This is a genomic window from Streptomyces sp. CG4 (assembly GCF_041080655.1).
Taxonomy (GTDB): Bacteria; Actinomycetota; Actinomycetes; order Streptomycetales; family Streptomycetaceae; genus Streptomyces.
Genome location: NZ_CP163525.1, coordinates 6,346,672 through 6,368,810, shown reverse-complemented (window position 1 = coordinate 6,368,810; position 22,139 = coordinate 6,346,672). Strand labels below are relative to the sequence as shown.

General features: G+C 72.5%; 21 protein-coding genes and 1 pseudogene. 6 read left to right on the top strand and 16 right to left on the bottom strand.

The window, feature by feature from the left end:
- Window positions 1–14: 14 nt before the first annotated feature.
- The 5 genes from AB5L52_RS29075 to AB5L52_RS29055 all read right to left on the bottom strand — a co-directional run bounded on the left by AB5L52_RS29075 (window position 15) and on the right by AB5L52_RS29055 (window position 5,134).
- Window positions 15–1,148 (bottom strand): serine hydrolase domain-containing protein, encoded by a 1,134-nt coding sequence (locus AB5L52_RS29075; protein ID WP_351026590.1) that lies wholly within the window; start codon window positions 1,146–1,148, stop codon window positions 15–17.
- A gap of 94 nt (window positions 1,149–1,242) precedes the next feature.
- Complete coding sequence (locus tag AB5L52_RS29070; protein ID WP_369367080.1) at window positions 1,243–3,006, bottom strand: TIGR03767 family metallophosphoesterase; 1,764 nt, start codon at window positions 3,004–3,006, stop codon at window positions 1,243–1,245.
- Window positions 3,007–3,206: 200 nt separating this feature from the next.
- On the bottom strand, window positions 3,207–3,692 hold the full coding sequence (locus AB5L52_RS29065; RefSeq protein ID WP_369367078.1) for an NUDIX hydrolase: 486 nt from the start codon (window positions 3,690–3,692) through the stop codon (window positions 3,207–3,209).
- Between the two features lie 9 nt (window positions 3,693–3,701).
- The gene (locus AB5L52_RS29060; protein ID WP_369367076.1) at window positions 3,702–4,685 is read right to left on the bottom strand and encodes a pyridoxamine 5'-phosphate oxidase family protein; all 984 of its coding nucleotides are present in this window, start codon (window positions 4,683–4,685) and stop codon (window positions 3,702–3,704) included.
- A gap of 2 nt (window positions 4,686–4,687) precedes the next feature.
- Window positions 4,688–5,134 carry a VOC family protein gene (locus AB5L52_RS29055; RefSeq protein ID WP_369367074.1) on the bottom strand — a complete coding sequence of 149 codons (447 nt, stop codon included), beginning with the start codon at window positions 5,132–5,134 and terminating at the stop codon, window positions 4,688–4,690.
- A 109-nt stretch (window positions 5,135–5,243) separates the two neighbouring features.
- Between AB5L52_RS29055 and AB5L52_RS29050 the strand changes: the two genes are divergently transcribed.
- Window positions 5,244–5,786 (top strand): CGNR zinc finger domain-containing protein, encoded by a 543-nt coding sequence (locus AB5L52_RS29050; protein ID WP_369367072.1) that lies wholly within the window; start codon window positions 5,244–5,246, stop codon window positions 5,784–5,786.
- A 42-nt stretch (window positions 5,787–5,828) separates the two neighbouring features.
- Here the strand turns inward: AB5L52_RS29050 and AB5L52_RS29045 are convergent, their stop codons facing one another.
- The gene (locus tag AB5L52_RS29045; protein WP_369367070.1) at window positions 5,829–6,791 is read right to left on the bottom strand and encodes a hypothetical protein; all 963 of its coding nucleotides are present in this window, start codon (window positions 6,789–6,791) and stop codon (window positions 5,829–5,831) included.
- Between the two features lies 1 nt (window position 6,792).
- Window positions 6,793–7,344, bottom strand: a complete 552-nt coding sequence (locus tag AB5L52_RS29040) for a sigma-70 family RNA polymerase sigma factor (RefSeq protein ID WP_351026758.1) — start codon at window positions 7,342–7,344, stop codon at window positions 6,793–6,795.
- A gap of 367 nt (window positions 7,345–7,711) precedes the next feature.
- Here AB5L52_RS29040 and AB5L52_RS29035 point away from each other — a divergent pair, with 367 nt between their 5' ends.
- Window positions 7,712–8,731: an aspartate-semialdehyde dehydrogenase gene (locus AB5L52_RS29035; protein ID WP_369367068.1), complete on the top strand. Its 1,020-nt coding sequence runs from the start codon at window positions 7,712–7,714 to the stop codon at window positions 8,729–8,731.
- 413 nt (window positions 8,732–9,144) lie between these two features.
- Here the strand turns inward: AB5L52_RS29035 and AB5L52_RS29030 are convergent, their stop codons facing one another.
- Complete coding sequence (locus AB5L52_RS29030; protein WP_369367066.1) at window positions 9,145–9,765, bottom strand: chloramphenicol phosphotransferase CPT family protein; 621 nt, start codon at window positions 9,763–9,765, stop codon at window positions 9,145–9,147.
- A 104-nt stretch (window positions 9,766–9,869) separates the two neighbouring features.
- Window positions 9,870–12,443, bottom strand: a complete 2,574-nt coding sequence (gene pepN, locus AB5L52_RS29025) for an aminopeptidase N (protein WP_351026606.1) — start codon at window positions 12,441–12,443, stop codon at window positions 9,870–9,872.
- 112 nt (window positions 12,444–12,555) lie between these two features.
- Here pepN and AB5L52_RS29020 point away from each other — a divergent pair, with 112 nt between their 5' ends.
- Window positions 12,556–13,032, top strand: a complete 477-nt coding sequence (locus tag AB5L52_RS29020) for a DUF1203 domain-containing protein (RefSeq protein ID WP_369367064.1) — start codon at window positions 12,556–12,558, stop codon at window positions 13,030–13,032.
- A gap of 15 nt (window positions 13,033–13,047) precedes the next feature.
- On the opposite strand, the pseudogene AB5L52_RS29015 reads toward AB5L52_RS29020, so the two are convergent.
- The 5 genes and pseudogenes from AB5L52_RS29015 to AB5L52_RS28995 form a co-directional block, all read right to left on the bottom strand.
- A pseudogene (locus tag AB5L52_RS29015) lies at window positions 13,048–13,137 on the bottom strand (methyltransferase type 11); the annotation flags it as partial.
- Window positions 13,138–13,216: 79 nt separating this feature from the next.
- Window positions 13,217–14,137, bottom strand: a complete 921-nt coding sequence (locus tag AB5L52_RS29010; RefSeq protein ID WP_351765929.1) for a LysR family transcriptional regulator — start codon at window positions 14,135–14,137, stop codon at window positions 13,217–13,219.
- A gap of 16 nt (window positions 14,138–14,153) precedes the next feature.
- Complete coding sequence (locus AB5L52_RS29005) at window positions 14,154–15,002, bottom strand: DMT family transporter (protein WP_369368991.1); 849 nt, start codon at window positions 15,000–15,002, stop codon at window positions 14,154–14,156.
- A 141-nt stretch (window positions 15,003–15,143) separates the two neighbouring features.
- Window positions 15,144–16,085 carry an EamA family transporter gene (locus tag AB5L52_RS29000; RefSeq protein WP_369367062.1) on the bottom strand — a complete coding sequence of 314 codons (942 nt, stop codon included), beginning with the start codon at window positions 16,083–16,085 and terminating at the stop codon, window positions 15,144–15,146.
- Complete coding sequence (locus AB5L52_RS28995) at window positions 16,082–17,437, bottom strand: MFS transporter (protein ID WP_369367060.1); 1,356 nt, start codon at window positions 17,435–17,437, stop codon at window positions 16,082–16,084. The genes AB5L52_RS29000 and AB5L52_RS28995 overlap by 4 nt, the downstream gene beginning before the upstream one ends.
- 107 nt (window positions 17,438–17,544) lie before the next feature.
- On the opposite strand from AB5L52_RS28995, the gene AB5L52_RS28990 reads away from it, so the two are divergent.
- On the top strand, window positions 17,545–18,063 hold the full coding sequence (locus AB5L52_RS28990) for a MarR family transcriptional regulator (RefSeq protein WP_351574698.1): 519 nt from the start codon (window positions 17,545–17,547) through the stop codon (window positions 18,061–18,063).
- A 78-nt stretch (window positions 18,064–18,141) separates the two neighbouring features.
- Here the strand turns inward: AB5L52_RS28990 and AB5L52_RS28985 are convergent, their stop codons facing one another.
- Entirely contained in the window at window positions 18,142–19,134 is a 993-nt protein-coding gene (locus tag AB5L52_RS28985) for an ArsR family transcriptional regulator (RefSeq protein ID WP_369367059.1), read from the bottom strand.
- A gap of 138 nt (window positions 19,135–19,272) precedes the next feature.
- Here AB5L52_RS28985 and AB5L52_RS28980 point away from each other — a divergent pair, with 138 nt between their 5' ends.
- A complete protein-coding gene (locus tag AB5L52_RS28980; protein ID WP_351026618.1) occupies window positions 19,273–19,662 on the top strand; it encodes a hypothetical protein in 390 nt (129 codons plus the stop codon).
- Between the two features lie 206 nt (window positions 19,663–19,868).
- Here AB5L52_RS28980 and AB5L52_RS28975 read toward each other — a convergent pair whose 3' ends face one another.
- Window positions 19,869–21,377 (bottom strand): FAD-dependent monooxygenase, encoded by a 1,509-nt coding sequence (locus AB5L52_RS28975; protein WP_369367057.1) that lies wholly within the window; start codon window positions 21,375–21,377, stop codon window positions 19,869–19,871.
- Window positions 21,378–21,520: 143 nt separating this feature from the next.
- Between AB5L52_RS28975 and AB5L52_RS28970 the strand changes: the two genes are divergently transcribed.
- On the top strand, window positions 21,521–22,102 hold the full coding sequence (locus AB5L52_RS28970; protein WP_351574687.1) for a TetR family transcriptional regulator: 582 nt from the start codon (window positions 21,521–21,523) through the stop codon (window positions 22,100–22,102).
- Window positions 22,103–22,139: the final 37 nt, after the last annotated feature.

The window sequence follows — 22,139 nt, the reverse complement described above, 5'->3', positions numbered from 1 at the left end:
GTATGAAACGGTGGCTAACAGAATTCCCCTTCGAGTACGGACGTCGTGTCCCCGCTCCAGTCGCCGTTGAAGTTGACCGCCACGGAGTGCCGGCCGTCCGGCGTCGTCGCCACCTCGGACGAGGAGCCATGGATGCCGCCGGTGTGGCCCCAGACGTGAACGCCGCAGGTCAGCCTGGTGTCCATGAGGCCGAGGCCGTAGCGGACATCGGGTGCGATCCGCGTGTCGACCGTCGTCTTCATTTCCTTGAGCTGCTCGGGCGGCAGGAGTTTTCCGCCGAGCAGGGCGCCGTAGAAGCGGTCCAGGTCGGCGGAGTCCGAGATCATCTCGCCGGCGGAGGAGGCGATGGACGGGTTGAGCGTGGTCACGTCGTACGTGGGGCCGCTCGGGTCGCGGAATTTCGAGTAGGCCCGGCTGCTCGGCTGCGGGAGGGTGACCTTCGTGCCGGGCACGGAGGTCGCCGTCAGACGCAGCGGCCGGATGACGCGGCGGGAGATCTCGGCGGCATAGGGGCGGCCGGTCACCTTCTCGATCACCATTCCGGCGAGTACGTAGTTGGTGTTGGAGTAGGTCCAGGACGTGCCCGGTGCGAAGTCCGGCTTGTGCCGCATCGCGATCGCCACCAGGTCGCGCGCGTCGACGGTGTCGTAGCGGTGCTTCGAGAAGCCGTCCGCGGTGAAGTACGCGCGCTGGAAGTCGGCGTCGGCGAGGTAGTTGTAGATGCCGCTGGTGTGGTTCAGCAGCCGGCGGACGGTGATGTGACGGCCGTCGTGACCATGGCCCTCGACGACGCCGGGCAGCCACTTGTCCACGGTGTCGTCCAGGGACAGCCGGCCCTCCGCCTCCAGCTGGAGCAGGACGGTGGCGACGAAGGTCTTGGTGATGCTGGCGACGCGGTAGCGGTCGGCCGTCGAGCGCGGCTTGCCCGTGCGCAGGTCGCCCACGCCGGCGGTCGCGGACCAGGTGCCGTGGGCTTCCCGCACGGTGGCGGTCACCCCGGGCACCCCGGCCGCGACGGCCGCGTCGACGGCCTTGCGGGTGGCGTCGTGCCCGTGCCCGTCGTCCCCTGCGGCGAACGCCGCCGGCGCCGCCAGGGCCGCCGAGACGAGCAGGGCCGTTGCACCCACGAGAGTCGTGCGTACACGCATGTCTTCCCCCAACCTGTGGTGTTCGTGCGGTCGGGGGAAGAAACCGGTGCCGGGTGCGCGAAGGTTGCTCAGGGTTGCGCCGGTTGAGCGAAAATCAGCCCTTCTTCAGTACAAGCTCCGCATTGCGGTCGGCCGCGTTGCCCGCGAGGGCCTTGCTCGCGCCGGGGGCGTTGTAGGCCAGCTCGCGGTAGAGGGCGGCGAGGCCGGTCTGGGAGAGGTCGGCGAAGTCGGTACGGTGCGGGGCCGCGGACTCGATCAGCGTGGTGAAGACGGAGACCGTGCCGTCCTTGTTGTCCGCCAGCTCGACGATGCGGGCGAGGTGGGGGGAGTCGACGTGCGAGGCGGTGGAGATCTCCCAGAAGGAGTGGCCGCCGGACGCCTGGTGCGGGGTGATGACGTTCTCGTGGACGTGACCGTTCACCCAGGCCAGGACGTTGGTGTGGGAGGTCAGCAGCTGGACCACCTCGGCGCCGGTGTGCCGCCTTTCACCGGGGCGGGCCGGATCGGGCCAGGTGTTGTCCATCGTCGTGCTGGTGTGGTGGCTGAAGACGACGGCGTAGGAGTCCTTGTTGTCCTTCAGCGTCTTGTCGAGCCACTTCAGCTGGGCGGTGCCGATGGAGCCGTTGGGCATGCCACAGGCGTCGGTGGTGTCGAGGCTGATGCCGATGACGTCGGCGGAGATGCGGAAGGCGTAGTACTGGGTGCCCGCGTCGAGGTTCGCGGTGGAGTAGCCGTGTCCGACCGGGCCGTGGCCCTGGTAGGCGGGGTCCAGGTGGGCCTTGAGGTAGTCCGCGGGGGTGTACGGGGCGCGTTTCTCGTCCGCCGTGACCGGACGCATCGAGCGGGCGTGGGCCTTGAGCAGGTCGCGGTAGGCGACGCCGTGGGGGTCCTTGGCGTTCTTGACGGCGTCCTGGAGCTTCCTGGCCTCGGCGGCGGAGACGTCCATCAGCTTCTTGCCGCCGATCGCGGCCTCGGCGAGGTAGGGGTCGGCGTGGGTGCCGAAGCAGCCGAGGGCGAGGAAGTCGTGGTTGCCGACGGTGGAGTACCAGGGCAGATGGAGACCGGGGCTCTGTACCTCGCGGATCGCGGCGGCCAGGAAGCCGTTCAGGTGCGGGAAGCCGAGCGCCTTGTCGTTGTCGCGGGTGGTGGCGTCGGGCTGCCAGTACAGCTTCAGACCGCTGTTCTGCACGCCCTCGTAGTGCTTGGGGTCCCCGGTGTTGGGGCTGATGCGGCCGCCGCTCATCACCTGCATGAACCACTCCAGTTCGGAGTGGGCGTTGTTGTCGGTGTTGTCGCCGGTGGTCATGACGAAGCCGAGCGGCGCACCGGTGACGGGGGCACCCTTCAGCGCGTTGACCCGCTCGACGAGCGAGATGGCGCCCTGGACGGTGAGCGCCTCCTGGGGCCGCCAGGCGTGCACGGCGTTGGCGCGCAGGAACTCCGCGCGCAGCGGGTGCTGGACGTCCTGCAGATGCAGGTCGGTGAGCTGCACGAACGCGGCGAGGGTCGTACGGCGGCCCGCCCGGCCGGACTTGGCGGCGGCCAGCTCGCCGCGCACCACGCGGCTCCAGCCGGGGCCGTCGCCGAGCCGGCGGTAGCCGGAGCTGCCGCGCGGGGCGGCGACGGAGGCGAGGGTGGTGCCCTTGGTGTAGGGGGCGGACGGGGCCGCTCCGGTGGCCTGCCGGGAGTGGGCGACGGGCGCCTCACCGGTGCCGGCGGGGTTGGTGGCGGCCTCGCTGTCGGTCGGGCGGAGCGCGTAGCCGACGCCCGCGGAGAGCGAGACCGCTCCGGCGGCGGCGAGGACGGTACGGCGGCTGACCCCCAGAGCGGAGGTGGCGACAGAGCGTATGCGCGACATGGCGCGGTCTCCCCGGGTGCGAACGCGTCGGCAGTGGTCGCGGGCCGTCGCGGATGCGAACACCCCGCTCGCTCTGGATCGTTGGCACCGGGGATGACCCGTGCGTGAACACGACGGCAACGCGCAGCGCCCATCACCGTACGTGGTTCACTCGGTACCGGGCTCGGCCATGGAGTGGATTGCGGGCGTCCCAGGAGTGGTCACTCCGCGTTCAACTGCGGGGGTAGGGGAGGGTCTCCGGCGGTGAGACGGCCGTGCGCGGGGCGTTCCCGCCAGAGCCGGAGCGCGATGTCGACCAGCGACACCCGGTTCAGGTCCGGTACGGCCGAAAGGTCCTGCCATGCCGCGAAATCGGTGGATCCGCCGACCTCGTACCGGAGTTCGCCCCCCACGACCTCTCCCTCGTAGACGAGGCGCAGCCCGTGGTGGTCCGTACGGCGGCCGACGCGGGGGTGGCCGACCAGCCGCTGCGAGTGCACCCCGAGGAGACCGGTCACCTCGATGCGGTAGCCGGTCTCCTCGGTGACCTCGCGGCGGACGGTGTCGTACGGATCCTCGCCGTGGTCCATGCCGCCCCCGGGCAGCACCCACTCGGGAGTTCCGTCGGGACCCGGCGAACGGGCCAGCAGGATCTGTTCGTCACGGACGCACACGGCGTAGGCCGCCACCCTCAACTTGCGTTTCATCGGCCGACGTTAACCCGGCGGATTGGCCGGTGAATACTCCGGCGCGGACCAGCGCAGGGGGAGGGCGGCCGGGGTCCACAGCGCCTGGGTGAGCGTGAAACGGACACCTCCGGCGGCGATGTCGGCGTGTGCCTCGCCCGTGAGCTGGAGGGTGTCGCCGGTGGTCCAGTCGAGGAAGAGCAGTCCGGCCCGGGGGTCGGTGCGCAGGTTGCCCAGGGTGAGGAACATGGCGTTGCCTGGGTAGTTCGGCCAGGTCAGTCCGGTCGGTGACGCGACCTGGACGAAGCCGGGGTTACCGCCTCGGTGGCTGACGTCGGCTCCGCCGGGGTGGACCGTGGCGAGGAAGAAGGTGTCGGCGGACCGAATGAACTCCCTTTCGTGCGGGCCGAGTTCGGTGAGGAGCCGGGGAGTGCCGGGCGTACGGTCGGTGACCGTTTCGTACGACTCCCTGCGCTGGATGTATCTGGGGCAGTTGGAGAAGACCTGGTCCGCCTCGACGGCGAACCCTCGGGGTGTCGGCCGCAGCCGGCCGTTGAGGCGCATGCGGCGGCGGGTGCGGGGGTCCAGGGCGATGGTGCCCAGGTGGGTGCCGGGGGTTTTCAGCGCGGTCGCGAGGGGGTCTTGCAGGCCGTCGCGCGAGTGCGGGTTGCCGTGGGCGTGGGCTGCTCGCGCCCGCACGGCGGTGGCCGCACATCGGACACAGCCCCCCTCCCCTTCGGGTCGGCCACCCCGGCCGGTATCCGTATCCGTGACGACCGACATCTGCCGGAGCCCGGTCGCCCGGACGAAGCCCGGGGTGCCCGTGAGAGCCGAGGTCCACACCCTCCCCGTCTCCGGATCCGCCGCGCCCACCATCAGCAGTGGCTGCAGTTCCAGGAAGGCCGCCGCGACCGGCTTGATGTCCTGGCCCAGGGAGCGGCCCACGTGCTCGGCGCGGTCACGTACGCCCCTCTGTTCCTGCACGGCGAGCGAACCCGCGTGATAGGCGCCCATGGCTAGAAGAAGCCGCAGGTCGGGGCGTCGGTGTGGGGGGCCGGGGCGCCGTCGGGGCCGAGGGGGGCGGAGATCTCCAGGCGGATGCCGTCCGGGTCGTGGAAGAAGATCCCGCCCGACGTCCCGCCCTCCCGGTGGGCGACCACGCCCTCATGGGCGAAGTCGAACCCGGCCGCCCTCAGCGCGGTCTCGTACTCGCGGACCTGCTCCACGGAGTCCACCGTGAAGGCGAGGTGGTGCAGTCCGGACCGGCCACTGTCGTACGACCCCTGCGCCTGCTGCCAGAGGGTGACGAGCGGGGCGCCGCCGGTCTCCCCCAGCATTGCCCAGCGCTGGCCGTCCTCCTTGCCCTCGGCGAGCACGGCGAAGCCGAGGAGGTCGCGGTAGAGCGCGAGCGAACGGTCGAGGTCGGTGACGTTCAGGCCTGCGTGCGCGATGCGCGGAGCCATCGTGTTCTCCTTCAAGCGATCTAACCTTCATCACTAGATTAAGAGGTTAGGCGCGAGAAAGTCAACCGGTGACGTACGCTTCAATGGTTAGCCAGAGAAGGAGCGCCCGATGTCCGCCGCCCGCGATCCCCGCCCGCTCACCGGTGAGCCCCTCGCGCTCGACCTGCTCAACACCCGGTGGAACCGGGAAGGCGTCACCCAGGACCTGCTCGCCGACACCGACGGGCTGGCGGTGTGGCTCGCGAGCAACGGGCTGGGCGGTGCCCACCCGGCCGACGCGGAGGTGCTGCGCCATCTGCGGGAGGCCCGCGAGGCGCTGGCGGCCGCGGTGCACGGGTCACCGCGGGAGGCGGCGCCGCTCGTGGACGCCGTACTGGCGCACGGGCGGATCCGGGCCCGGCTGACCGCGGACGGCCCCGCCGAGGAGCCGGAGTTCGCCGATCCGTCCTGGGGGCCGGCCTGGCTCGCCGCCCGGGACTATCTGGACCTGCTCGGCCGGGCCCCGGAGCGGATCCGCACGTGCTCCGGCGGCGGCTGCATCCTGCACTTCTTCGACACGTCCCGCAACGGCACCCGCCGCTGGTGCTCGATGGCCGCGTGCGGCAACCGCGCGAAGGCCTCCCGGCATTACGCGCGCTCGAAGGAGGGGTGACCCGGAGCAGAGGGGCGGGTGCCCGCCCCTCTGCTCAGATGGTCAAAAGGCGCTGCCGGGGGCGCAGGTCGCGTGCCCGGAGTGCCCGGACCGGGGCAACGCCTCGGTGATCCATGCCCGGTTGACGCCGACACGGGTGTCTCCCACGACCCACAGGCTCGCGTTCTGAAGGCCCGCACCGACCGCGACGAGCACGTGCTGTCCCGTGCGCGGGGCCGGTCGCGCGCCACCGGCCAGCAGGAAGGTGACCTCCGCCGGGCCGTGGGCGGGTTTGTAGGAGCGGGTCACGGTGAGAGTGACCCGGCTCCATGGGGTCGGCCTCTCCGGCTCCACCTTGGCCACCGTGCCCTCGACGACCAGTCGGGAGCAGGCGAGTGCGCGTGCGGGGTCGGCCGGCGGACCGGTCTCCACCGCGGAAGCCCTGCCGCTCCTGTCGGCGGCACTCGCGGCCCCGCTGTCGTCGACCGAACCGGCGGAGTGCGTCACCATCCAGCCGAACCCGACGACCAACGCCAAGGCCGCGCAACCGGCGAGCGACCCGAGCGCGATACGCAGCACGCGGCGGGGGCCGGTGGGGCGGCCGGGACGTGGGGGACGTGGGGGGCGGGCGGTGCCTGCGGGGCGGCGGCCGACGCCGCGGGGACGGCGGGGTGACCATGAGGCCGGGACGGGCCGTACGGGTGCGGGTGCGGGTACAGGTACGGGTACGGCTACGGGCTCGCCGGGAGCCGACTCCTCGTCCGCCACCTCCCTGTCCGCAGTCTCCCCATCCGCCGTCTCCCCGGTCAACGCCTCTGCCAGCCAGGCCAGTTGTCCCTTCAGCACCGCCACATCGGCCTCGGCGGCACGGTGCTCGGCGAGGAAGGCGGGATCCCGTCGGGCCTCCTCCGGCAACGGTTCCCCGGTGATCGCGGCCATCAGCGCGTCCATACCGCCGTACCCCCTCGCGCCCCCCGCGCTCCCCGCACTCCCGGCGCCCCGCGCGCCCTCGTGTTCGGCGGTCACGTCACACCACCTCGTCCTCGTGCAGTCGGTCGCGCAGGGCGCGGACCGCCGTGTGCAGCCTGCTCTTGACGGTGCCCTCGGGGATGCCCAGTTCCTCGGCGATGGCCCGCACGGGCAGGTCGGCGAAGAAGCGCAGGACGAGCACCTGCCGCTGGGCGGCGGGCAGTTCGTCCAGGCCCCGGGCGACGGCGAGGGAGAGCAGGCTGGTCTCCTCGCCGGAGGGGTGTACGGGCTCGTGCAGCGCGGCCAGCCGCTCGCCCAGGCGCTCCTGGCGCCGCTTGGCCCGGTGCCAGTCCATGGCGAGGCGGGAGGCGACGACCGCCGCCCAGGCCGACACGTCCCGCGGCGCTTCCTGCCCGCTCGCGGTCCGCTCCAACAACCGCAGCCGGACCTGCTGCACCCCGTCCGGCAGGTCCGACTGCGGCACCCCGCCGAGCGCGAGCACCGCCCGCACCCGGCGTTCCTGGGCCGCGTCCAGCGGGTCGTCGCCGGTACGGTCGTCCGTACCGCCCGCGTACGACACCTGTCCGCGGCGCGCCTCTCCGCGCAGCACAAGCCACCCCCTCACGCGTTTCCCCTATGACGCCGGACCCGGTGAGAACGTTCGGCCGGATTTCCCACCGGTGTGCTCCGATTTCCCTCAGGTGTGCTCCGAGGCGTACGTCACACCGCCGTGTGGCCGTGGTCCGCACGGGCAGGGGCGGGACAGCACAGCTTGCGGTGCGGGCCCCCGGGCGAGGGAATTCCTCCAGCTCAGCGGGGTGAACGGCGCAGGTGTGGAACCGCCGGGCGGGGAAGACCTATCCCACACCTTGGGCACGTTCCGCAGAGAATTGGACAGGCGGACCGGGGTCGGCCGCATGATGGAAACGCCCCGGTCATGCGCCTGGCCATGGAAGAGACACAAAGAGGGAGTCACTGTGAGGGTCGGAATCGTCGGAGCCACCGGTCAGGTCGGCACGGTCATGCGCAGGATCCTCACGGAGCGGAACTTCCCGGTCACACAGCTGCGCCTGTTCGCCTCCGCGCGTTCGGCCGGCACCGTGCTGGACGGCGTGACGGTGGAGGACGCGGCGAGCGCCGACTACACCGGCCTGGACATCGTGCTCTTCTCGGCGGGCGGCGCGACCTCGAAGGCGCTGGCAGAGAAGGTGGCCTCCCAGGGCGCCGTCGTGATCGACAACTCCTCGGCCTGGCGCAAGGACCCCGAGGTCCCGCTGGTCGTCTCCGAGGTGAACCCGCACGCGGTCGCCGACCGCCCCAAGGGCATCATCGCCAACCCGAACTGCACCACGATGGCCGCGATGCCGGTCCTGAAGCCGCTGCACGAGGAGGCCGGCCTGGAGGCGCTCGTCGTCGCCACCTACCAGGCGGTGTCCGGCTCGGGCCTCGCGGGCGTGGCCGAGCTGCACGGGCAGGCGCAGAAGGTCGTCGCCGAGGCCGACAAGCTCACCCACGACGGCGCGGCGGTCGACTTCCCCGAGCCGCAGGTCTACAAGCGGCCGATCGCCTTCAACGTGCTTCCGCTGGCGGGCTCGATCGTCGACGACGGTCTGAACGAGACCGACGAGGAGCAGAAGCTGCGCAACGAGTCCCGGAAGATCCTGGAGATCCCGGGCCTGAAGGTCTCCGGCACCTGTGTCCGCGTCCCGGTCTTCTCCGGCCACTCCCTCCAGGTCAACGCCCGCTTCACCCGCCCGCTCTCCCCCGAGCGCGCGACCGAGCTGCTCGCGGGCGCCCCGGGCGTCGTCCTCTCCGACATCCCGACCCCGCTGCAGGCGGCCGGCCAGGATCCGTCGTACGTCGGCCGCGTCCGCCGCGACGAGACGGTGGACAACGGCCTCGCGCTGTTCATCTCCAACGACAACCTCCGCAAGGGCGCCGCGCTGAACGCGGTCCAGATCGCGGAGCTGGTGGCGGCGGAGCTGTCCGCCAAGTAGGGCACCCTTACGGCCCGTACGGCAGGGGCGGTCACGGTCACGTGGCCGCCCCTCTCCTCTCCAGGACCACCGCAAGCAGCGCGAGCACGCGCCCGCGACCAGCACGGCGGTCATCTCGGGCCCGTCCCCGAGCCGCCCGCCCAGGACGGCACCCAGCGCGATCGCGGCGTTGAACACCCCGGCGAACAGCGCGGACGCCGCCTCCGGAGCCTCCGGCGCGGCGGCCGACAGGGCACGCTGGGCCGACAGGGCGCGCTGGGCCGACACGGACACACCGCCGTACGCCAGCCCCCACCCCAGGAGCAGCGCGCCCGGGGCGGCCGTGGAGCCGGCGGCCGGGCGGACTGCGCCTTCGGCGAGCAGCGGCGGCAGGGCGACCGCGAGCCCGTCCGCGACCGTCCCACGGCCGCCCGTCACCCCCGCGAGGACGTCGCCCATGTTCCCGGGCCAGTGCTCCCGCCCTGGTGGTGGATCCGGTCGGCCGTCAGGTGGCGTCGGCGGAGGCGGGTGAAGGCGGTGGGGCTGGGGCGGTGCGGGAGGAACTCCTTGATCCGCTGCGCGCATTCGCGTGGGCTCGACGTGCTGGTGTCGCATTCCAGGTCGTAGTCGCCGTGGCTGTGGACCAGGTCGTACTGGTGCGCCGCGAGGCCCGGCGGGCGGTCGCCCCGGGCCAGTTCGCGGCGGGTCAGCTCGTCGAGCGGGCAGTGGACGCCGATGAACAGTACGTTCTCGGGCTGAAGCACCGTCAGGCAGTCGAGCAGCCTCCAGGGCTCGCTCAGCACATGGTCGACCACGATGTCGTTGCCCGCCTCCGCCATGGCTGCGATCGAGCGGTGGAAGCCCATCCTGGTCCGCCGCAGCGCGGCGTCGAGCTCATCGGTCCCGAGCTCCCGCTTGCTGCGCATCGCGTTGAAGCCGTCGACCGCCATGTGGAAGAAGACGCCGTCGTTCAGGATGTCCAGAAGCTCTCGGGCGATGCTCGACTTCCCTGAGCTGGAAGTGCCGTTGAGGAAAATGATCCGACCGGACGTCATGTCGACATGATCACACGGTGCCGCCCCGGCGCCGCGTTCAGGAGTGGGTGCGGTCGGCAGGGCGTCCGGTGTCGCACCGGACGCCCCCGTGACCGTTCGGGCCGCTACTCGGCCGCCGCGTCCGCCGCCTGGGCCTTCAGCGCCCGCTCGACGCCCGCGCGGGACTCCGAGACGAGGCGGCGCAGGGCCGCGTTCGGGTCGGCCGAGGTCAGCCAGGTGTCCGTCTTGGTCAGGGTCTCCTCGGAGACCTGGACCGCCGGGTACAGGCCGATGGCGATCTGCTGGGCGATCTCGTGCGAACGGGAGTCCCAGACGCCCTTGACGGCCTCGAAGTACTTGTCCGTGTACGGCGCCAGCAGCTCGCGCTGGTCGGTCTGCACGAAGCCGCCGATCACGGCCTCCTGCACGGCGTTCGGCAGCTTGTCGGATTCGACCACCGAGGACCAGGCCTCCGCCTTGGCCTCCTGCGTCGGGCGGGCGGCGCGAGCCGTCGCCGCGTGGCGCTCGCCGGCCGCGGTCTTGTCCCGCTCGTACTCCGCCGAGATCTCCGCCTCGTCGAACCGGCCGACCGCCGCCAGCCGCTCCACGAACGCCCAGCGCAGCTCGGTGTCCACGGCCAGGCCCTCGATGGTGTGGGTGCCCTCCAGCAGGCCCTCCAGCAGGTCCAGCTGCTCCGGGGTGCGGGCCGTCGCCGCGAAGGCGCGGGCCCAGGCCAGCTGGTGGTCGCCGCCCGGCTCGGCCGTACGCAGGTGGGCCAGCGTGGCGTCGGTCCAGCGGGTGAGCAGGGACTCGCGGGCGGCCGGGTCGGCGTACAGGTCGATGGCGAGCTTGACCTGGCGGTGCAGCGACTGCACGACACCGATGTCGGACTCCTTGCCGATGCCCGACAGGACGAGGGACAGGTAGTCGCGGGCGGGCAGTTCCGCGTCCCGCGTCATGTCCCAGGCCGAGGCCCAGCACAGCGCGCGCGGCAGGGACTCGGTGAAGTCGCCGAGGTGCTCGGTGACGAAGGCCAGCGACTGCTCGTCCAGGCGGACCTTGGCGTACGACAGGTCGTCGTCGTTGAGCAGGATCACCGCCGGGCGGTGCTTGCCGTTCAGCTGCGGTACGGCCGTCAGCTCGCCGTCGACGTCCAGCTCGACGCGCTCGGTGCGCACCAGCTTGCCGCTTCCGGCGTCGAGGTCGTAGAAGCCGATCGCGATGCGGTGCGGGCGCAGCACCGGCTCGCCCTTGGCGCCGGCGGGCAGCGCCGGGGCCTCCTGGCGCACCGCGAAGGAGGTGATCGAGCCATCGGCGTCCGTCACGACCTCCGGACGCAGGACGTTGATGCCCGCCGTCTCCAGCCACTTCTTCGACCAGGTCTTCAGGTCGCGGCCGGAGGTCTCCTCCAGGGCGCCGAGCAGGTCGGACAGGCGCGTGTTGCCGAACGCGTGGCGCTTGAAGTACGCCTGCACGCCCTTGAAGAACTCGTCCTCGCCGACGTACGCGACGAGCTGCTTGAGCACGCTCGCGCCCTTGGCGTACGTGATGCCGTCGAAGTTGACGAGGACGTCGTCCAGGTCACGGATGTCCGCCATGATCGGGTGCGTGGAGGGCAGCTGGTCCTGCCGGTACGCCCAGGTCTTCATCGAGTTGGCGAACGTGGTCCACGAGTGCGGCCAGCGCGAGCCGGGGGCGGCGGCCTGGCAGGCGATGGAGGTGTAGGTGGCGAACGACTCGTTCAGCCACAGGTCGTTCCACCACTCCATCGTGACGAGGTCGCCGAACCACATGTGGGCCAGCTCGTGCAGGATGGTCTCGGCCCGCACCTCGTACGCCGCGTCGGTCACCTTGGACCGGAAGACGTACTGGTCACGGATGGTGACGGCGCCCGCGTTCTCCATCGCGCCCGCGTTGAACTCGGGCACGAACAGCTGGTCGTACTTCGCGAACGGGTAGGCGTAGTCGAACTTCTCCTGGAACCAGTCGAAGCCCTGCCGGGTCACCTCGAAGATCGCGTCCGAGTCCAGGAACTCGGCGAGCGAGGGACGGCAGTAGATGCCCAGCGGCACGCTCTGCCCGTCCTTCTCGTACACGCTGTGCACGGAGTGGTACGGGCCGACGATCAGCGCCGTGATGTACGACGAGATGCGCGGGGTCGGCTCGAAGGTCCAGACGTTGTCCTTCGGCTCCGGCGTCGGCGAGTTCGAGACGACGGTCCAGCCCTCGGGCGCCGTCACGGTGAACTGGAACGTCGCCTTCAGGTCCGGCTGCTCGAAGGAGGCGAAGACCCGGCGGGCGTCCGGCACCTCGAACTGGGTGTAGAGGTACGCCTGCTCGTCGACGGGGTCGACGAAGCGGTGCAGGCCCTCGCCGGTGTTGGTGTACGCGCAGTCCGCGACGACGCGCAGCACGTTACGGCCCGCCAGCAGGCCCGGCAGCGCGATCCGCGAGTCCGCGAAGACCTCGGCGGGGTCGAGCGCGTCGCCGTTCAGGGTCACCTCGTGGACGGTGGGCGCCACCAGGTCGATGAAGGACTCGGCGCCGGCGCGGGCGACGTCGAAACGCACCGTGGTCACGGACCGGTAGGTACCGCCCTCCTGCGCACCGGAGAGGTCGAGAGCGATCTCGTACGAGTCAACGGTGAGCAGCTCGGCCCGCTGCTGCGCCTCTTCGCGAGTCAGGTTTGTGCCAGGCACGCGGTCATCTCCTCGTTATGTGTCGGTTGCGCCATCCTTCCATGGGATCCGCAGGGAACGCGATGTCCGGTTCCCGCCGGTGACCGGGGCGCCGGAAGCGGACGCTGGGCCCATGACGACCACGTACACGCCACGCCCGATCCCGTCCCAGGTCCTGAAGGAGCTGCGGACCACCGACGACGCGGGCCGCCCCACGACCCCCTTCACCGACGAGGAGGGCGGCGCCCCGCTGCGCTGCTGCCTGCGCCGCAGCACGCCCGGCGAGTCGATCGCCCTGGTCTCGTACGCGCCCCTGCGCCGCTGGGCGGCCGAGACGGGCGCCGATCCCGGGGCGTACGACGAGCAGGGCCCGGTCTTCGTCCACGCCGAGGAGTGCCCCGGCCCGGCCGATCCCGCCCCCCTGCCCTTCACCAACGCCCACCGCGTCCTGCGCCGCTACTCCGCCGACGGCCACATCCTGGGCGGCCACCTGGTGGACACCGACTTCCCGTCCGCCCTCACGGAGGCCTTCGCCGACCCGGAGGTGGCGGTGGTCCATGTGCGGGCGGTGGAGTACGGGTGCTTTCTGTACGAGGTGCGGCGGGCGTAGGACCGCGAGGCCGGCCGGGTCCAGTGCCCGGTGCAGACGCCGTTCCTCTGCCGGGTCGACCGTGACCATCGCGGGCACCCGGCCGCACAGTTCGGCGAGGTGCCGCGCCGGACATGACTGAGGGCTCCGGCGCGGTGCTGACCGGGCCGGCTGCGCACACCGTGGCCCGGTACTTCAGCGCGGATCAGCGGGGCGCGTCCCAGTGACCACTGGCAGCCGCCGCGTCCCTCAGGGCCTGCAGTACGTGCGCCACTGCCCGCCCCGTCTCGCCGCCCCTGCGTACCGCTGCCGTCACATGGCGGACCGGGCCGTCCGGGCCGAGGTCGCGCATGACCACCCCGTCGCGGCGGGTCGCGGCCATTCTGGGGATCAGGGCCACGCCCATGCCGGCCTCCACCATGGCGAGGATCGCGGTCCAGCCGGAGGCCGAGTGGCCCTGGTGGGGGCTGAAGCCGGCCGACTCGCAGGCGCGGCGGGTGATGTCGGACCAGGGGCCACTGCCGCCGAAGATCCAGGGCTCGGCGGCGAGGTCGGTCAGGGTCAGGGTGGGGGTCTCGGCCAGGGGGTGGTCGGGGGGCAGGGCCACGTCCAAGGGGTCGGCCAGGAGGGGGACTTGGGTGAAGCGGGGGTCGGCCGCGCTCGGGGCCTCCGCGGCGAGGGAGAGGGCCACGTCGACGTCGGCGGCGGTCAGGAGGTCGTAGGCCTCGGATGCCTCCGCCTCCCGTACGCGGACGGTGACTCGGGGGTGCGTGGTCCGCAGGGCGCGTACGGCCGGTACGACCAGGGCGGGGACCGAGGTGGAGAAGGCGCCGACCCTGACCTCGCCCGCCTCGCCCTGACCGTATGCCGCCAACGCGGCCTCCGTGCGCTCCAGTTGCTCGAAGACCGGCTCCGTGTGGGTCAGCACCAGGCGGGCCGCGTCGGTGAGCCGTACCCGGCGGCCCCGCGCCTCCAGGAGGGGCACGCCGAGTTGCCGGGAGAGATTGGTGAGCTGCTGGGAGACCGCGGACGGCGTCATGTGCAGGGCCTCGGCCGTCGCGGTCACCGTCCCCCGCTCGCGCAGAGTGCGCAGGATCTGCAGCTTCCGGATGTCCCACTCGGCCATGCCGGAAAGCTACACGTCACCCGCGGGACGCCGCGCCCAGCACCACCCCGCCCAGGATCAGGCCCATCGACAGCAGCTGCGGCCGGCCCGTCGTCTCGCCCAGGACGGCCCAGGAGAGTACGGCCACGCAGACCGGCTGAAGGTAGTAGACGATGCCGGCGCGGGTCGCGCCGATCAGGGCGATGGCCTTGTTCCAGGCGAAGAACGCGAGGGCGGAGGAGGCCACACCGACGTAGAGGAGTGGCAGGACCGTGCCGGAGGTCGGAGTGAAGCCGCCCTGGAGGGCCACGCTCGCGGCCTGGACGGGGAGCAGGAGGACGGTGCCGATCAGGAACGTCGTGAACAGGAAGGCCGTACCGCCCAGTTCGGCCGGCCTGCGGCGCAGCAGCGCGCTGTAGCCGGCGAAGCTGCAGGCCGCCGCGATCATCCACAGGTCGCCGGGGGAGAACTTCGCGCCGCCGACGAGGAAGGCCACGCCCGCGCAGGCGATGAGCAGTCCGGTGGTGCGCCGTGCGCCGAGCCGGGCCCCGCCGAGGCGTTCGAACACCGCCATGAGCACCGGCGAGGCGGCCATGATCATGCCCATGGTGGCGGCGGGGGTGGTCAGTCCGGCCTGGTTGACGAGGGTGTTGTAGACGGCCACGCCGAGGAGGGAGGCGAGGAGGACGTAGCGGGCGTGGCGGCGGAACAGGGCCCGCCGGCGCCAGGCCTGCCGGGCGCCGAAGGGGGCCACGGCGAACAGGGCGATGACCCAGCGCCAGAAGGCGTGCTGGAGGGGCGGGACGCTGTCGTGCAGGCCGCGGGACGTCACGAAGCTGCCGGACCAGACGACCGTCGCGAGGGCGGCACAGGCGAGGCCGAGCAAAGGGGCGGGAGAGGGGGTGGGAGAGGGAGTGGTGGAGGGGGTCGTCTTGGTGGTGGTCCTGTGCAGGACGGCGGGCACGGGGGTCCTTTCGGCGGGAGCGGGGGCAGGGGTGGCGGCGTGTGCGTGCTCCTACCGTCGCGGTCACCGACCTGTCAGGTCCATCGAAACTTTTCGATCGTTCTTTTCAGGAGAACTGAACGATTCGCCGCCCCCTGGCCCCCCTCGTCGTCCTCGCTCCCCGAGCTGTCCCGCCAGCGTCGCCGCGAAGGCCAGCGCCATGCCCATCACCTGCACCGGGGTCAGCGACTGGCCGAGTGCCGCCCAGCCGACGACCGCGGCGGTCAGCGGGGAGAGCGGGCCGAGGAAGGCGACCTGAGGTGCGGTGAGGCGGCCGATGCCGCGGAACCAGAGCCAGTAGGCCAGCGCCGTGTTGGCCAGAGCCAGGTAGAGGTAGCCGCCCACGGCGCGGCCGTCCAGAGCCGGCGGGGCGCCCTCGGCGAGGACGGCGAGGGGCGCGATGAGCAGGCCGCCCGCGGTGAGCTGCCAGCCGGTGAGGGCCAGCGGGCCGACGCCGTCCGGGCGGCCCCAGCGTTTGGTCAGCACCGTACCGGCGGCCATCGAGGCCGTGGAGGCGACGGCCGCCAGCACACCGGTCACGTCGAGGGCACCGGCGCCCTGGAGGACCACGAGGCTGACGCCCAGTGCGGCCACGACGCCCGTGACCAGGGTGCGTGCGGCCGGCCGCCGGCCGAGCAGCAGCGCCGAGAGGCCGACGACGAACAGCGGCTGGACCGAGCCGACGACCGCGGCCATGCCGCCGGGCAGCCGGTAGGCCGCGACGAACAGCAGCGGGAAGAAGGCGCCGATGTTCAGCGCGCCGAGCACCGGCGCCTTCCACCACCAGGCGCCTTTCGGCAGCACCCGGGCCACCGCCAGCAGGACGAGTCCGGCGGGCAGGGCGCGCATCAGGGCCGTGAACAGCGGGCGGTCCGGGGGCAGGAATTCGGTGGTCACCGCGTAGGTGGTGCCCCAGGAGACGGGGGCGAGGGCGGTGAGCGGGACGGTGGTCGCGGAGCGTTTCACGGCCGGGATCCTTCGGGTGCGGCGGGGACGGCGGGCAGGTGGGGCGGGGTCAGTGGCGTGCCCCCGGCGGCCGGCTTCGCCGGCAGCGGTCGTACCGCCTCCTCCGGCAGCCGGGACTCCACCCTGACGAGGAGGGCGGCGGCGAGCGCCGATGTCACGATCAGGACCGCCCAGGGCGCCCGGCCGTCCAGCGCGAGCAGGGTCGTGAAGAGGGACGGCGCGACCGCCTTCGCCAGCGACCAGGACATCTGGTACGCCGCCAGATAGCGGCCGCGCACCGCCTCGGGCGCCGCGGACACGGCGAGGACCTCGGCGGCGGGGCTGTGGATCAGTTCGCCGAGGGTGTAGACGACGATCACGGCGACCAGCGCGGCGCCGAGGACCGTGGCCGAGCTGGGCCGCAGCGTGCCGAGCACGATCTGCGCGGCGAACGCGGTCGCGAACAGGGATCCGCCCAGCGCCGCCGCCCGGGTGCGCCGGGCGCCCGCCCGCCGGACCCGCGCGCCGACGAAGACACCGGCGACCGCGCACAGCACGGTGTTGAGGGTGAACGCGGCACCGGTGAGCACCGCGGGCCCGTGCAGCCACTCCACCATGAACAGCGGGAAGAGCACCGAGAGGGCCGAATAGCTCAGCGCGTTCAGGAAGTTGGCGCCGGTGATGACCAGGAAGGGCCGGTCGGCGAGGACCAGCCGGTAGCCGGAGCCCGCCCGGCGCGGCACGGGAGCGCCGTCCGCCGCCCCGCCCGTCACGCGCACCGGCTTCAGCAGACGCAGCAGCAGGGCCGCGAGCGCGAAGGAGAGGGCGTTGCCCCAGGCCGCGTACGTGTAACCGGCGCTGCCCGCGAGCGAGATGACCAGCGTGGCCAGCAGCGCGCCGGCGCCGCTGCCGGCGTTCTGCAGCGCCCGTGTCGCCGCCTGCAGCCGGTCCCGGTCCGCACCGCGCGCCACCTCTCCGATCAGGGACTGCTGGGCGGCCGGGAAGGCCCGGTCGGCGGCCGCCGTGACCAGGGCCACGGCCGCGAACGCGGCGAGGGAGTGGGCGAAGGGGTAGAGGGCGAATCCAACGACCCGGACGGCGTAGAGCGCGTAGAGCACGCGCTTCGCGCCGTACCGGTCGACCGCCGTACCGGCGAGCGGGAGTACGCCGATGCCGGCCAGGCCGGTGGCCGTGAGCACGGCGCCGACGGCCGGGAAGGACAGCCCGGTCACGGCGTGGAAGAAGACCAGCGTGAACGGGACGTACATGCCGGTACCCACGCCGTTCACGGCGGCGGTGAGCGGCAGCACCCACTCCGCCGGGACCGCCCGCTCCCCCGGGACGCGCCCGTCCGCCCCGTGCTGTCGCCTCATCGTGCCGACCCCCTTGAAGTAGCTTGATAGAAAGTAGCTTAGCTCTAAGCTACTTTTTGGCAAGCTACTTTCTTGTGGGTGACTCGTAGGCGAGCGATACTCGGCACATGACTGAAGGCAGCCGGCAGCGCAGAGACCCCGTCGACGCGATCATCGACCAGTGGGCGGCCGTCCGGCCCGACCTCGACACCAAGGCGATGGAGGTCTTCGGGCGGATCTACCGCCTCTCGCGCGCCATGGGCGACCGCATGGAGAAGGCGTACCAGGCGTACGGCATCTCACGCGGCGAGTTCGACGTGCTGGCGACCCTGCGCCGTTCCGGCGAGCCGTACACGCTCTCCCCGCGCCGGCTCGCCGCGACTCTGATGCTCACCACCGGCGGCATGACCGGCCGGCTCGACAAGCTGGAGAAGGCGGGCCTGCTGCGCCGCTCCCCCGACCCGCACGACCGCCGGGGCCTCCAGGTGACCCTCACCGACAAGGGGCTCGACGTCATCGACCAGGCGGTCGGCGCGGGCCTCGCCGTCCAGACCGAGGCCCTGTCCTCCCTCGACGACCAGCAGGCCGACCAACTGGCCGCTCTACTGCGGGAGTTGCTGGCGGGGACCCGGGAGGCGGAGCACTAGGCCCCGGGGCGCCACACCCCAGCCAGCGACAGCCACCAACAGCCGCCGACAGTCACCGACAGCCGCCGGCGCGCCTGGTCACCGCGCCTGCCCTCGCGCGAACGCGTCACCCCGGCCCGCGCCTCCGGTCAGGAGCGCGCCGAGGGCCGTCAGCTCATGCCGGACCGCGCGGCCGTTGCGCGCCGTGTCGATCAGTCCCGCCTCGCGGAGGGCGGACGCGTGGACGGAGGCCGCGCCGGCACTGATGCCCAGGCGGCCGGCCAGCTCGCTGGTGCTCAGCGGAACGGTCAGCAGGCGCAGCGTGTGCGCCCGGGTGCTGCCGAGGACGGGGGCGAGCGCGTCCTCGCCCGCGGCGGCGGGCACGATCGGCAGGCCCGGACCGGCCGGGTAGACCACCAGAAGCGGCTGATCCCCGTGGTCGGCGACCAACGGCGCCATGGTCCAGTGGAACGTGGGCAACAGCATCAGGCCACGGCCGGCCGGCACCACGTGCCGCTGGTAGGGCGCGCCGAGCTCCCAGCGGCCGTCGGCCAGCCGGGAGCCCGGGCACAGTGCGGTCAGCGCGGCGGCGACCCCGCGCTCCGCCGCGTCGAGGGCGTAGCGGGCGAACTCGGCCTTGTGGCCGGCCGTCACGCGGGGCCAGCTCGCACCGAGCGCGGCGCCGTAGGCGTCGTGCAGGGCCTGGCACAGCCGCTCCCGGGACGTGACCTCGCCCTGGACCAGGTCCGTCAGCCACGGCGGCACGGGGCCCTTCCGGCCGGCCCAGACCCGTTCGACACCGGCCCGCACCAGGGCGGTGGGAGCGGACCTGACCGCCTCCAGGCCGGTCGGCAGATCCACGCTCAGCGGATCCAGGAACGCGGGGCCGCGGTACGGGGTGAGCAGGTCCCAGAGCGGGCGGGTGGTCGCGGGCAGCCGCTGCCGCAGTCCGCGCCGCCACCGTCCGAACGTCTGCTCCGAGTCCGGGCGCCGCAGCATCATCAGCGCGAGCTTGAGCTCGACGAGCGGGGCCGGCTGCGGTGCGAACCGGATCCGGGTGAGGTCCTGTTCCGACAGCTCGATGCACAGCATGCCCAACTCCCCCCGCTGGCAAGCCTTTTGGCGAGGACAGAAAGCATGGCCGACGAACCGCGGGCGCACCAGGCTGAATCTGCGTCAGTCATCCACAAGTCGTCCACATCACTGACGCCCGAGAGAGGGGAGCACCACATGAGGATGAGATTCGGACGCCGTACGGCGACACTCGTCGCGGCCGCGGCGCTGAGCGCCGGCGCGCTCCTGACGACAGCGGGGACCGCCTCCGCCGACGACATCGTCCCGCTCACCACCTCCCACTGGGTCGGCCTCTACAACTACCCCAACACCACCGGGGGCAAGATCGGGTGGGGGGACGTCCCCCCGGGCGGCGCGGTCTACGCCCAGTGCTGGACCGTCGGCGAGAGCATCGGCAACTACGGCGACACCTGGTACCGGGTGAACCAGGTGAACTACGGCAACGGGTGGTACTGGACCGGCAACGCCTACGTGTTCGCCGGATACGCCGACGGCAACGCCCACAGCGTCAACCGGGACCCCAACATCCCCCAATGCCGATCATGACGACGCCGGGCACTGACCGGAACACGGTGCTCGACCGGGCGTAGCGACGGCGGTCCGGCGGGCTCGTGTTCCATCGGCGGCTCCCCCGCGCGGGGCGCGCCCGGCCGCGACGGGCCCACGGACGACCGAGGGCCCGTCGCGGCACCACCAGGGGGTCCGTCGCCGCACCACCAGGGGGTCCCGTCGCGGCACCATCGGCGGAGCACTCAGGCTCCGACGTGTGCCGTCAGCGCCGCCTCGATTCCCTCCGTGTCCGCCGAGTCCGCCGCCCAGGCCGCATAGCCGTCGGGGCGTACCAGCACGGTCGTACGGCGGGCGCTCGCCCAGTGCGCGACAGTCAGCCGGCCGGCGCGGGCCGGACCCGTTTCGTACGGCTCCGGGGTGATCAGGACGAACCGGCCGCCGCGCAGTGCCTCGTAGAGACGGCCGCCGCCGGCCAGGGCGACGTCCGGGACGCGGGTGCCGGTGAGGCGGTGGGTGCCGTGGGGGGCCGGGTAGCGGTAGCCGATGCCGGTGACCTGGGCGGCGACCTTGCGCCGGGCGGGGCCTACGGCGTTCAGGAACGCGGTGAGCGCGGCGCGCGCGGCGAGGGTCCAGGGGCGCTTGGCCATGGCGAGGCGCACGATCCCGCCGCTGCTGCGCAGCACCGCCCGGCCCACGGGGTGCCGCTCGGCCTGGTAGGTGTCGAGCAGCGAGGGGTCCGCGTGGCCGGTGGCGACCGCCGCGAGCTTCCAGCTCAGGTTGGCCGCGTCCTGCAGCCCGGTGTTCATGCCCTGGCCGCCGGCCGGGGTGTGCACGTGCGCGGCGTCGCCGGCCAGGAAGACCCGCCCGACCCGGTAGGCGGGCGCCTGCCGTTCGTCGCTGTGGAAGCGGGACAGCCAGCGGGCGTCGTGCATCCCGAAGTCCCGGCCGAGGGCGAGGCGGGTGATCTCCTTGACCTCGGCCAGGTCCAGCGGCGCGTCGTCGGGGACGTCACGGCCGCGAAGCCAGCCGATCACCCGGTAGTAGCCGTCACCGAACGGCGCGAGGAAGGCGAAGGCGTCGCCGACGGCGTCGACGGTGAGCAGGGTCGGCGGCTTCTCGGCCAGCCTGACGTCGGCGAGGACCACGGAACGGATCACCGACCTGCCCGGGAAGGGCAGCCCGATCGCGTCCCGTACGGCACTGCGCATGCCGTCGGCGCCGACGACGTACGCCGCCCGCAGGCTCTCCGTGCGCCCCTCGGGCCCGCGCGCCTCGATGGTCACCCCGTCCGCGTCCTGGGTGAGCCCGGCCACCTCGGTCTCGTACCGGAGGTCGACGCCCGCCTCGACCGCGCGCCGCTCCAGGACCTTCTCGACCTCGTACTGCGGTAGGACCAGGAGGTGGTTGAACCGGGAGGGGAGCGCGGAGAGGTCGATGCCGAGCCGGCCGAAGAGGCGGAGGTGGTCGAGCGACCGGCCCACGGCCTCCAGGTCGTCGGCGAGGCCGCGCGCATCGAGCTGTTCGAGGGTGCGGGCGTGCAGGACGAAGGCGCGGGAGAGGTTGCTGATCTTGTGGGGGCGCTTTTCGAGAACGGTGACCGGGACGCCGGCGGCGGCGAGGTCACCGGCGAGGAGCAGGCCGGTGGGGCCGGAGCCGACGACGATGACGGTGTCGGCGCCGGTGCCGGTGCCGGGGGCGCCGGGCGTGCCGGTCACGGCAGTCGTGTCGTTGTTGCCAGTGGTGCCGGTCATGGTGGCCTCCTGGATGCCAACGCCTGTTGGTCAACGCTCGATGGCCAACGCCCGTTGGCCAACACCTGTTGACCACGGTAGAACCGGGCTGGGCGGGGAGTCAACACTTGTTGGCCCACGACTGTTGGCCTACGCTCGTTGGCATGACTGGCAGCAGCACCAGACCCACCCCCGCACGCCGCTCCGACGCCACCCGTACCGCGATCCTCGACGCCGCCCGCGAGCGGTTCGCCGCCGACGGCTACGAGCGGGCCACCATCCGGGCGATCGCCAAGGACGCCCGCATCGACCCGTCGATGGTGATGCGGTACTTCGGCAGCAAGGAGGGACTGTTCGCGGCGGCCGTGGCGCTGGATCTGCGGCTGCCCGATCTGACGCGGTTGGCGCGGGAGGACGTGGGGCGGACGCTGGTGGGCCACTTCCTCGACCTGTGGGAGGAGAACGAGGAGCTGACGGCCGTCCTCCGGGTCGGCGCCACCAATGAGGCCGGGGCCGAGCGGATGCAGGGCATCTTCCGGGACCAGCTGCTGCCGGTGGCCCGGCAGGTGTGCCCCGACCCCGAGCAGGTCCCGGCCCGGGCCGCGCTGTGCGCCGCGCAGCTGCTCGGGCTGGCTCTGACCCGCTATGTGCTGCGCATCCCGCCGGCCCGGGAGCTGGTCCGCGAGGAACTGCTGGCGTGGCTCGGGCCGACCGTGCAGCGGTACCTGACGGCACCGAGCCCCTGAACCACGCAAACGCCGAGGGCGCCGGCCCCGCCCGGAC

Bases quoted from the DNA above. Each gene is read 5' to 3' on its own strand.
- AB5L52_RS29075 (WP_351026590.1), bottom strand. From the start codon at position 1,148: ATGCGTGTACGCACGACTCTCGTGGGTGCAACGGCCCTGCTCGTCTCG.
- AB5L52_RS29070 (WP_369367080.1), bottom strand. From the start codon at position 3,006: ATGTCGCGCATACGCTCTGTCGCCACCTCCGCTCTGGGGGTCAGCCGC.
- AB5L52_RS29065 (WP_369367078.1), bottom strand. From the start codon at position 3,692: ATGAAACGCAAGTTGAGGGTGGCGGCCTACGCCGTGTGCGTCCGTGAC.
- AB5L52_RS29060 (WP_369367076.1), bottom strand. From the start codon at position 4,685: ATGGGCGCCTATCACGCGGGTTCGCTCGCCGTGCAGGAACAGAGGGGC.
- AB5L52_RS29055 (WP_369367074.1), bottom strand. From the start codon at position 5,134: ATGGCTCCGCGCATCGCGCACGCAGGCCTGAACGTCACCGACCTCGAC.
- AB5L52_RS29050 (WP_369367072.1), top strand. From the start codon at position 5,244: ATGTCCGCCGCCCGCGATCCCCGCCCGCTCACCGGTGAGCCCCTCGCG.
- AB5L52_RS29030 (WP_369367066.1), bottom strand. From the start codon at position 9,765: ATGACGTCCGGTCGGATCATTTTCCTCAACGGCACTTCCAGCTCAGGG.
- AB5L52_RS29020 (WP_369367064.1), top strand. From the start codon at position 12,556: ATGACGACCACGTACACGCCACGCCCGATCCCGTCCCAGGTCCTGAAG.
- AB5L52_RS29010 (WP_351765929.1), bottom strand. From the start codon at position 14,137: ATGGCCGAGTGGGACATCCGGAAGCTGCAGATCCTGCGCACTCTGCGC.
- AB5L52_RS28995 (WP_369367060.1), bottom strand. From the start codon at position 17,437: ATGAGGCGACAGCACGGGGCGGACGGGCGCGTCCCGGGGGAGCGGGCG.
- AB5L52_RS28990 (WP_351574698.1), top strand. From the start codon at position 17,545: ATGACTGAAGGCAGCCGGCAGCGCAGAGACCCCGTCGACGCGATCATC.
- AB5L52_RS28985 (WP_369367059.1), bottom strand. From the start codon at position 19,134: ATGCTGTGCATCGAGCTGTCGGAACAGGACCTCACCCGGATCCGGTTC.
- AB5L52_RS28980 (WP_351026618.1), top strand. From the start codon at position 19,273: ATGAGGATGAGATTCGGACGCCGTACGGCGACACTCGTCGCGGCCGCG.
- AB5L52_RS28975 (WP_369367057.1), bottom strand. From the start codon at position 21,377: ATGACCGGCACCACTGGCAACAACGACACGACTGCCGTGACCGGCACG.
- AB5L52_RS28970 (WP_351574687.1), top strand. From the start codon at position 21,521: ATGACTGGCAGCAGCACCAGACCCACCCCCGCACGCCGCTCCGACGCC.